12 protein-coding genes are annotated in these 9,652 nt (G+C 62.6%); 2 read left to right on the top strand and 10 right to left on the bottom strand.

Annotated elements, in window-relative coordinates:
* Positions 1 to 202 precede the first annotated feature (202 nt).
* From O0J73_RS19560 to O0J73_RS19585, 6 genes are all read right to left on the bottom strand, one after another.
* Positions 203 to 574 carry a hypothetical protein gene (locus tag O0J73_RS19560; RefSeq protein ID WP_049427014.1) on the bottom strand — a complete coding sequence of 124 codons (372 nt, stop codon included), beginning with the start codon at positions 572 to 574 and terminating at the stop codon, positions 203 to 205.
* The gene (locus O0J73_RS19565) at positions 571 to 810 is read right to left on the bottom strand and encodes a hypothetical protein (RefSeq protein ID WP_040008402.1); all 240 of its coding nucleotides are present in this window, start codon (positions 808 to 810) and stop codon (positions 571 to 573) included. Before O0J73_RS19565 ends, O0J73_RS19560 begins: the two co-directional genes overlap by 4 nt.
* Positions 811 to 850: 40 nt before the next feature.
* The gene (locus O0J73_RS19570; RefSeq protein ID WP_049427013.1) at positions 851 to 1,072 is read right to left on the bottom strand and encodes a hypothetical protein; all 222 of its coding nucleotides are present in this window, start codon (positions 1,070 to 1,072) and stop codon (positions 851 to 853) included.
* A 734-nt stretch (positions 1,073 to 1,806) separates the two neighbouring features.
* Entirely contained in the window at positions 1,807 to 2,193 is a 387-nt protein-coding gene (locus O0J73_RS19575; protein WP_049427012.1) for an H-NS family nucleoid-associated regulatory protein, read from the bottom strand.
* Positions 2,194 to 2,397: 204 nt separating this feature from the next.
* Positions 2,398 to 3,093, bottom strand: coding sequence for an ankyrin repeat domain-containing protein (locus tag O0J73_RS19580; protein ID WP_049427010.1), 696 nt, complete (start codon positions 3,091 to 3,093; stop codon positions 2,398 to 2,400).
* A 64-nt stretch (positions 3,094 to 3,157) separates the two neighbouring features.
* On the bottom strand, positions 3,158 to 3,721 hold the full coding sequence (locus tag O0J73_RS19585) for a hypothetical protein (protein ID WP_146264675.1): 564 nt from the start codon (positions 3,719 to 3,721) through the stop codon (positions 3,158 to 3,160).
* Between the two features lie 313 nt (positions 3,722 to 4,034).
* On the opposite strand from O0J73_RS19585, the gene O0J73_RS19590 reads away from it, so the two are divergent.
* Positions 4,035 to 4,289: a hypothetical protein gene (locus tag O0J73_RS19590; protein ID WP_049427005.1), complete on the top strand. Its 255-nt coding sequence runs from the start codon at positions 4,035 to 4,037 to the stop codon at positions 4,287 to 4,289.
* A gap of 6 nt (positions 4,290 to 4,295) precedes the next feature.
* Positions 4,296 to 4,574: a hypothetical protein gene (locus O0J73_RS19595; protein WP_080354857.1), complete on the top strand. Its 279-nt coding sequence runs from the start codon at positions 4,296 to 4,298 to the stop codon at positions 4,572 to 4,574.
* A 654-nt stretch (positions 4,575 to 5,228) separates the two neighbouring features.
* Here O0J73_RS19595 and O0J73_RS19600 read toward each other — a convergent pair.
* The 4 genes from O0J73_RS19600 to O0J73_RS19615 form a co-directional block, all read right to left on the bottom strand.
* A complete protein-coding gene (locus tag O0J73_RS19600; protein WP_024957540.1) occupies positions 5,229 to 5,798 on the bottom strand; it encodes a DUF488 domain-containing protein in 570 nt (189 codons plus the stop codon).
* A 106-nt stretch (positions 5,799 to 5,904) separates the two neighbouring features.
* Positions 5,905 to 8,451 carry a DNA ligase D gene (ligD, locus tag O0J73_RS19605; RefSeq protein ID WP_308309424.1) on the bottom strand — a complete coding sequence of 849 codons (2,547 nt, stop codon included), beginning with the start codon at positions 8,449 to 8,451 and terminating at the stop codon, positions 5,905 to 5,907.
* A gap of 12 nt (positions 8,452 to 8,463) precedes the next feature.
* The gene (locus O0J73_RS19610; protein ID WP_008266817.1) at positions 8,464 to 8,640 is read right to left on the bottom strand and encodes a DUF3606 domain-containing protein; all 177 of its coding nucleotides are present in this window, start codon (positions 8,638 to 8,640) and stop codon (positions 8,464 to 8,466) included.
* An 18-nt stretch (positions 8,641 to 8,658) separates the two neighbouring features.
* Positions 8,659 to 9,603, bottom strand: coding sequence for a Ku protein (locus O0J73_RS19615; RefSeq protein ID WP_024957538.1), 945 nt, complete (start codon positions 9,601 to 9,603; stop codon positions 8,659 to 8,661).
* Positions 9,604 to 9,652: the final 49 nt, after the last annotated feature.

The following is a 9,652-nucleotide window of genomic DNA, read 5'->3' on the forward strand; positions in this document are numbered from 1 at the left end:
CCCCCGCCCTTCCCCCAATGCGCTTTTGCTTCATGCTGCTTTTGACGTTGCCTTTTTCTCTTCAAGAGCTCAAAAGAACGCGGCCTGGGCCGCGCCTGAAAAGCCCCCTTCGGGGAGGAAAGACCCAGCGCCGAGGCTTCAGACCCAGCGTCCGCGTGGCTGTCCTTGGCTCCATCCCCCCCCCAAAAGGGAGTCCGATTCGTCAAGCGCTGGCGTGGATGCATCGCCAGACCAACTGGCGAACGGCTTCTGGCTGACGAATGCCGATTCGGTTGGCGTCGATGAGCAGGGCCATGGCGACCTGGGGAGCCACCTGCACACTGGGAAGCGCGGTTTTATAGCGCTCTCGCCCCTTTGCCTCTCCGGCCCACGGCGTCGGGCATCGAGGGGAAAACGGTTCTCGAATCTGGGCGTGTTGCTCGATGAGCTGGGCCAGTGCAGCGCGCATGCTCAGGCCTTGCGCGGCGGCCAGGGCTTGAAACGCGGCTTTGCTAGGCGCGTCAATCCACGTTTCGTGGATGGTCTCCACAAGTGGCATGTTGTTCCGCTTGGGTTGTAGCGTGTAGCGGCTCATCCGCTCCTCCTCTTCTCCTTCAGGTCTGCTCTTACATACAACCCCGAATCCATAAAAACGAGGGCCATCTCGCGAAACGAAACGCCCGCCGGAAACTCTTGACTCCAGACCACAATCCCATCTTTGAGGTAGCTGTATTCCTGGCGAGTCACTACGCCAAAGCCATCTTCTGAGTCGCACATGTATTTGACCCGGTGGCGGTAACCGGCGTTCTCGATTTCAATCAACTCTTTCATTCGAACCCTGCTTGTGAGGGCCAGAGGACGTAGCGCCTTGTCATGCGGTCCTCCGGCTGGGCTTGGCCATCCATCCTTGGGCGGCCGCCTCTTCAGCGGTCAGCAACGCGGAGGTGCCCAGGAAGCGCGTGAGCTGGTAATGGCCGATGGTGTGCGGATACCGCTGCAGGTGGGCATGCATGGCTTTGTCGAAGTAGCACGTGGACCCCGAGCGGCGTTGATAGGCGAAATAGCGGCGGCGACGCGTTGCTGGGGGCTTCATGCCGAACCCCCGCAATCGTCGCAACGCTGCATTTCTGCCGGATACGTTGAGAAGGGATAGGCCCCTTTCTGCCCCACTTCCCCGCAGCACCCACACCGCATGAGCCCCCGGGCGGTTTGACAAATCGCGGCCTCCGGGCCTTGCCAAACCACGCCGACCACCACGGCTTCCCAGGAGCTGCCGCTCCGGGCAACCACAGTGAGCCTGTCGCCGTTCCGAACATTCGGGGCGGGCACCCGGGCGCCCCATTCGCCCGACTTGAGTTGGAGGGGCCTGGCGTGGTGGTGGGCCATTAGAAGACCCCCCGATAACCAAGGGCAACAAAGCCTGACCGGCCAATAGCGCAAGCAATCATTAGAAAACCTTTGAAGAGGGGGCATTCCCTCACTACCCACTCAAACTAAGCCCCCTCAAAAAAATCGCAATACTTTCACCCTACGTTTTATCGACTAAATATCAAAACCGCCATAAGGGCCGCAGATCGCCGGAAAACTTGAACCGCAGCACATTTCCCGCCCAGCACCGGGCCCGGTGGAAGCCGAGGCCCCACCCGCCCTTTTTCCAACGCACTTTAAAAGAACGCGGCCCGGGGCCGCGCCTGAAAAGCCCCCTCCGGGGAGGAACGGCCCAGGGCCGGGGCTCCCGCCCCAGCCCCCGCTCTGCCTTGCCTTGGTTCAACGCCCACAAAAAAGCCCCGGAAAACCGGGGCTTTGTCTGCAACGCTGAAAATCCGATCAGGCCTTGAACGGATGCGCCGGCCATTCTTGGTCCGGGTGTTTCTTTTTCCACGCCTTCCCTTCAGCGGTTTCTGCCCACGCGAGGAAAGCGCTGGGTTGCCGGCCAGTGCCTGCCCAGGTGGTGCCGTCCGGGATTTGGAACTTGGGAGGGCGGCTCGTGCCCGTCTTGGTTGTGGCAGCGTGGCGCGGCTCCAGCAGCGCCTTCAGATCGTTCTTCTGCTTGGTCGTGTAATGCGGCCCAAACTGCTGCAAGGTCTCGTAGACGCCAGCAAAGCTGGCCACTGCTTCGGCCGCCAGCGCGTCGCCTTCGGCCTTTTCCATTTCGGCCACCAAGGCCTCCGCTTCGGCCTTTTTCTTGCGGATTTCTTCGAGCGTCAGTGCCACGGTTTTCCCTTGGGGTTGGTCAAACCCCGATCCTGCCGTTTTGCGAGACCACTGTAAACCCTCAACGGCTCAACCCCGGCTTCCCCTGGGCCAGTGCCACGGGGCTTCGCCCCTGGAAGTCACTCAGCGTCACGTCCACGCCCTCGGCGATCAACCGCAAGCAGCTTTCCGTGCCGCCTTTGTCGGACGCCAAATGGAGCGGGGTCATGCCGGCATGGTTGAAGACGTTGACCCGCGCCCAGCCTCAAGGAGGGGGTCAACCAAGCCCGTGTGCCCCCGCTCTATCGCCTCGTGCAGCGCGGTGTTGCCGCCGATCCGCGGCGCATTGACGGCCGCCCCCAGGCCCAATGCTGCCTGGAGCAGCTTCAAATCGCCTTTCTCCACGGCTTCGTCCAGGAAGGCTTGCCGACCGCAGGTCTGCTGGAGGTGCTCAGCGTGGTGCTGGCGCTCGCGAAACGCCACCCCGTCCATCGCGATGGCTGCCAGAGTGTCGGCGCGGTCCTCTTCATCGAGCTGCTCATCGATGTAGTCCAGCACGATCCCGCTGATGCGTTCGTTGTTTTCGTCGTGAAGCGCGGCATCCACGCTCTCCGGGGTGATGGGCCCCAGCATCGCCAGCTCCGCTTTCTCGCCGTCGTAGTCCAGCGCCAACCTCACCCAGGGCCACCCCTGCTCGGCAGGCCCTGCGACCCAGGTCAGGTCCCCAAACCCGTCCACGCCTTCCACCGGCTGCTGGAGAAACGCCACGGCAGCCTGGAGAACCTGCGCAGGGTGATGGTCGCCCTCGCCCAACGTGCGTTGAACGTGGTTGGCGATGGTCGACGTCGGGGGCGAGGCCCACGCCTCGGGCTCAAAGGTTTCGAGAAGCTCCGTGATGCTGGGGGTGGTTTTCGTGTCCATCCCCAGGTTCTACCGTGCAATCGTCGAAAGTAAAGCGGCTACCGGGGGCGCCCCAGGAGCGGCTTCAGCAGTTCCCCACCTCGTGCGTCACCAAGAACCCTTCGGAGCCCCGTGTCTTATCGGATGCAGCCTGCTGGGTGGCGCGATTGGCCTTCATGGCCATCGTCTCGGCCCAGACACGCAATCCGATGTCCTGCAGAAGGATATCTTCCCTCTTTCTCGCGGTCGATTCGATGATCCAGTGGCGGCCATACGCGCCATGCATCAATGGCGCCCCTGGCCATCCTTTCCGGGCGACGGTCATGGCCAGTCCGGCGATCAATCGAACGTCAAAGCATCGCCTCGTTTCTTCCTCGGATAGTTCCAAGCGCGGAGCAAGCAATGCATCTCGGGCCTTCGTATCGGCCTGTATGACCCGCTCAAGCTCTGCTGGGGTTGGAGCCCCCATGCGCGTCCACACTTGCGCTGGCGAGCATGCCTTGACCCAGTTCCAAGCGCTTGCGGTGTCGTCAGACGGATCAGCCGGGTGCAGGTAGAGCCGACTTTCAAACACGGCCCGGAGGGTTTCCGGGTGCTTCCACTGGCGACCGTGGATGTAGTGTCCGCAAGCCAGGATCTTGTCGCACACGGGCACCACCACGGGTGCTGGCACGGTCAGAAATCGTTCAACGCCCGCCGCACTATTTCGGCCACGCTGACCTGCACCGATCCGCTTTTTCCGGCGGTTGCGCCATTGGTCGGCCCTCGGAATCGGTGGCCGATACCATCAATCGCGCGGACATGAAACTCTACGACCGCCGAAAGCGGGAACGGCAGAGAGCCTGCCCTCAGATCCGGGCATGGGGCCAGTTGTGGGCTGCCCTCCTTACGCCGATGATCGCCTTCTAAGCGTAGTAAGCGGCCTTTCAGTGCCGCCCAGTCTCACCGATGGAGAGGGCAACATGGAGAAGCGGGTGTGCTTTGATTTCGAGATTGATTTCAGCAACGGGGGCGGGATTCAGGGCCAAGGCTTCCGGCTGGACATCGCCGGTGATGACATCACCGATAAGGCGTTGGCCGACTACATCGTGCGCGACATGCGCCTGCTGATGGTGGGCGAGGTTCGCATCCTCAACAAGGAAATCATTGAGGAGCCTCATAAGCGCCCGGCGCACGGCCAAGACGGTTCAACTGTCCACGACCCAAAGGACGGGTGAGCGGCCATGCATCCTGATGTTCTTGGCTGGACTGCAACCGCCGTGTTGATAGCCACGTTGGTCCGGCAAATGATCAAACAGTGGCAGTCTCCCCATCCGGAAACGGTCTCCAAATGGCTGTTTGTCGGTCAGATGACCGCGTCGACCCTGTTCACCGCCTACAGTGCACTTTTGGGGTCAACGGTGTTTGTGGTGACCAATGCCCTGCTGCTGCTCACGGCCGTGGTGGGACAGATCCTGGCTTGGCGTCGACGTCGACGAACCGACGCACCGCCTCCCTGCTGACCCAGTATTGGCTGCACCAAGGAAAGCCGTGGTAGGCGTTTAGCAGCCACTCTTCGTCAGATCCGAAACGGACGCCGCCTGACATGCTCGACCCGGCCTCCGACCGTGACCAGCGTCGAGATGGCCCAGTCGCTGGAAGCGGACACGGGCGGAAGCAACAAGATCTCAACGCCGGCCCCCATCGCCGCGCCTTTCCATACCTCCACTGTGCCATCCTCGCTGGGACTGCGGTGGAGGCCCCAATCCGAGGCGAAATCCGTCAGCGCTTGCTGTCCATGTATCCTATCGAGCGCGCTGCAAAGCGAATCATACTGAGCACTCCTCACTCCCCTCCCCCTTGCATCGTTTTCTAACCTGCGCTTCACCATCCATCCCAGACTACTTCATGGCAGACATGAAGATCGAAAGCCAGTCTGAATCCCTCAGGAGAACGCCAACTTTCTGACGGGGCAGCCTCCGATCCATTACCTGAAGCTGGGACCAGGGACGACCGCCTAAGCCGATTCAGGCAGGGTTGCGCGGCTGCCCGTCGTCTATCAACAACACCGTGCGGCAAGCGCGCGCCAACTGCAAGGCAGCCGACATGTCCGCATAGCTTCGATAGGGAGAAAATGCGCCGGGCGGGCCCGACACGCGATCGCCCTACTGGTTGGTTCAGAACAGCTCCGTCTGAGCCGGTGGGTAGACAAGCGCTGGCCCGACGGCCTGCGCCATCGGGTTCAGCGGATGCGGTTTGGGTTCGGCGTGGGACACGATGTGCAGCACCTCATGGCCCCGGTGCGTCAGCAGGTCGGAGATGAGACGTCGGTGGCAACGCCACCACGGTGCCTCCGCGCACATCAGCGCGGTCCGATGTTCGCCCCCCAGTGCAAGCACCTTCGATAGCCCGCCGGCGAACTCGGCGGTCGCCATGTGGTCTGCGTAGCCCTGAAACGCGGCGTTGTCCCACGCACCATTGGGCGAATCCGGCTGCACCTTGCGCCGCCCGCCCAGTTCAGGAATCCAAAGATACTCCACGCCGTGCGCTGGCAGCGTTTTAGCCATCTGCTCGGATGCGAACCAAGGGTGACGACGCGATCCTGGGAAACGACGCACGTCCGCGATCGCCGAGATGCCTTGTGCGAACAGCAGGTGTAAGAACTCGTCCCAAGGTCGAGTGGAATGCCCGATGGTCCAGACGGTCACCGGGGTCGGAGCGGGAGCATCGCACTGCATGAGGCTCATTGGACAGGAGCCGGCATCAAGCCCGCGTGCTCATCACGTGCTCGGCAGCTGCCAACGACGCTCGCGTCTGCCCGTCTACGCTCGGACACGACCGCGGGGATAGCGGCTAGTCGTTTCGGGCCCATTTCGACAAGTTCTGCTTCAACGCATCGATGCCCTCCCAGGGATCCTTGCGGCGACGTTTCAGCTTGCCCGGCACGTCCTTGATCGTGAACGCGTCAGCCCGTTTGAGGTTTGGCAGCTCGCTCCACGCCAGAGGCATCGCGACAGGCGCGCCCGGTCTACCCCGCAGGGAATACGACGCCGCTGCGGTGGCACCTCGACCGTTACGCAGGTAGTCGACAAAGATCCGCTTGTTTCGAAGGGCTTTGGTGGCGGTGGCCAAGAACCGCTGAGGTTCCGACTGGGCCAACGCGTCGGCGAATCCTTTGGCGAAGCGCTTGGTCAGGTCCCAGTCGCACCCGGGATTCAAGGGCACCACGACATGAAGGCCCTTGCCTCCAGATACCCGCAGGAAGGACTCCAGCTCTAGTTGGGCCAGAAGCTTCCGGATATCAGTGGCAGCCTTTTTTACCTCCGCGAAAGGCACATCTGGGCCGGGGTCTAGATCGAATACCACCCGGTCGGCACGGTCAGGCTCCTCCGCGTGGCTTCCCCACGGATGGAACTCCAGGGCATTGAACTGGACCAGCTCCAGCAAGCTGGCCGCGTCGCGCACTACGAGGTAGTGGGCGTTGATGCCGCTGTCCTCCTTCAGCTTGACCGAGTCCACCAGCTCCAGCCCGGCGGTGTGGTGCTTTTGGAAGAAGCAAGGCTTGCCAGTGCCGGCGGGACAGCGAATGATCGACAAGGGCCGGTTGATCACCTCGGGCAGCAGGTGATCCATCACTGCCGAGTAGTAATCCCAAACGTCTTGCTTCGTATAGCCGTCGCCAGGGAAAAGGACCTTGCTCGGGGAGGACAGTTTGGGGGGCACGCGTTCGACTTGAGGCGTTGCGGCGGTCTTGCGGGCAGAAGACGCCGCCGATGCCCGTTTGCCACGGGCCGGTTTCGCCGGGGCGGCGCGATCCGAATCCGCCAAATCATTCACTTCCTTGTCGGCCCGCACGGCTTTCAAGGAGGCTTGGCGCAGCAGTTGCTGCCCCCCGATGCCGCGATAGAACACCTCCACCACGAAGCGCGGCTCGAACCACGTGGCAGAGCGAAGATCGGTGTCCTCGGTGGGCACGTAGGCCGTCGGCTTCTTGCCTCCCCCTTGGATCCTCTTGCTCACGTCCTTGATCAAGGCGTCGGAGAACCCGGTGCCCACCCGGCCCACGTAGAGCCAACCGTGTTTGGCGTCGGGCTTGGCCAGTAAAAGCGAGCCAAAGCCGCTGCGGCTGCCCTTGGGGGCCGTGTAACCGACCACGGCGAACTCGTCGCTGGCCAGCTGCTTGGTCTTGCGCCAGTCGTCGCTGCGGCCGAGGTGGTAGCCGCGATCGGCGCGCTTGGAAATGATGCCTTCAAAGTGCTGTTCGCCAGCCAGGCGGTAGGCTTCGTTGCCGTCGCCTTGGACGTGAGAGCTGAAGGCCAAGTGGCCGGCCTGGCCCGCCAGCAGCTCCTGCAGGAGCGCCTTGCGCTCCAACAGAGGTGCTGCGGCCACGTCCACGCCATCGATGTAGAGCAGGTCGAAGAGCGCGTAGGCCAGCGCGCCTTGCCGCTCCCCGGACAATGTCGCCTGGAGCAGGTTGAAGTCCTCCTTGGTGCCCGATCCGGCGATGAGTTCGCCATCCAAGGCAGCAGAGGTAAGGCCCAACTCCGCCACGGCGTCGCGTATCTCGGGGATCTTGTCGGTCCACTCCAACGCGTTGCGGGACCAGAGCCGGACGGCCCCATCGGCGACCGTTGCGAGGATCCGATACCCGTCCCACTTGATCTCATGGACCCATTGGTCGCCCTGCGGCGGGGCCTCCCCCAGCGTGGCCAACTGGGGCTCGAAGGGGCCGGAAGGCGGAGCCGCCTCTTTCGCTTTGGGCAGGACCAAGGCCTTCTTGGCCCAGTTCTTCCGTCGCGCACGCTTTGCAGGGAGGGCTTTGAGCTTCTTCTTGTCGGCTTTACCGCCGCCGGCCCTCCTGATGTCTGCCGTTGGGGCCGCCGACACATCGGCGAGCAGATCGTCCGCTTCCAGATCGCTCGCATACGCATCGTCGTCCTTGAACAACAGCCACTGCGGCTGACGGGCAGGCTTGCCGGAGCGGACCAGGTGCCACCCGCCTTTGAGCTTGGTGCCAAACAGCTCGAAGCGCAGGTGACCCTTGGCAAGTTGTGCCTCTGGGTCTCCTTGGGTGGCCCAGACGCCGTGATCAAACTGGGCCACGTGCCCACCACCGTATTGCCCTTTGGGGATCTCGCCTTCGAAGCTGGCGTAGTCGACGGGATGGTCTTCTACTTCCACGGCCATGCGCTTGACCTTGGGGTCGTAACTGGGGCCTTTGGGGACGGCCCAACTCTTCAGGGCGTCGCCGATTTGCAGCCGGAAGTCGTAGTGCCGGCGGCTGGCGTGGTGGAGTTGGACCACGAAAATGGCGCGCGGCCCTTGGGGCAGCGCTTTGCCAGGCTCCGGCTCCTTGGTCTGGTCAAAGCGGCGCTTGCGGCGGTATTCGACCAAGGACATGACGGCTCCTCGTTACTTGCCCAGGTGCTTGCGAACGGCCGCAGCGGTGGGGCCCACGGCTTTGACGGCGGCCCGGAGCTCGTCGGCGGACACGCCCAGCGCCTTGGTCCAATACTGGAGTTCGTAGTCTTCGTTGACGTTGATGCGGTCGCGGTCCGGGCTGCCGGTGTTCTTCTTGTCGTCGCTCATGGGATTCTCCTTGGGTGATCAGGCGCTCTTTAGAGCCTTCTTGGCGGGGGCTTTCTTTGCGGCTTTCTTTGCTGGGGCCTTCTTTATGGCGGCCTTCTTGGCAGGCTTGCTGTCTTTGGTGGAGGACTTGGAGGCGGTCTTCACCGGCGTTGCTTTCGCCGGGGTGCGCTTGTTGGTTTCCAAGCTCTTCTGGAGCAGCGCCATGAAGTCCACCACGTTGGTCGCCGAGTCCTCGCGATGTTCCGGTTCCTCGAAGGTGGTCGTGGCTCCGGCCTGCTTCACCCGCTTCTTGATGATGTCGGACAGGCGCTCGCGGAACTCGTCCTGGTAGCTGTCCGGCTCCCACTCAGAGGTCATGCTCTCAATCAGCTGCTTGGCCATTTCGAGCTCTTTGGGCGCAACCCGGTAGTCCGACGCCCCCCCCTGCGGCAGTTTGTATTCGTCCGGAGCCACCAACTCCTGCGGGTAGCGAAGCAGGATCATGATCAACGCATCGCCTTCGGGCATCACCGCGCAAATGTATTCGCGCGTGCGGATGACCACCCTGGCGATGCCCACCTTGCCGGTTTCCTTCAGGGTCTCTCGGAGCAGGACATAGCCCTTTTCGGCCTTCTTGCCGGGCACCAAGATGTAGGGCTTTTCGAAGAACCTCAGCCCGATGCTCTCGGCGTCGACAAAGGCCTCCACGTCGATGGACTCGTGCGTCTCGGGGGCGGCCGCGGCGATGTCTTCTTTCTCTATGACGACGTAGCTGCCCTTGTCGTATTCAAAGGCTTTGACGATGTCCTTCCAAGGCACTTCTTCGCCGGTTTCGGCGTTGACCCGCTCGTAGCGAATGGGCTTTTTGTTTCGTGCGTCCAACATGCGAAAGCTCAGATCCATGCGACGCTCGCCGGACATGAGGGACACCGGAACGTTGAGCAGCCCGAAGGACAACGAACCACTCCAGATGGGCCTGGGCATGCCAGCCGCCTCCAATCCTAGGGCCTTTCGTTGTAGGCCCGGGCGCGGG

This window comes from Stenotrophomonas sp. Sm6012 (genome assembly GCF_030985895.1).
Taxonomy (GTDB): Bacteria; Pseudomonadota; Gammaproteobacteria; order Xanthomonadales; family Xanthomonadaceae; genus Stenotrophomonas; species Stenotrophomonas forensis.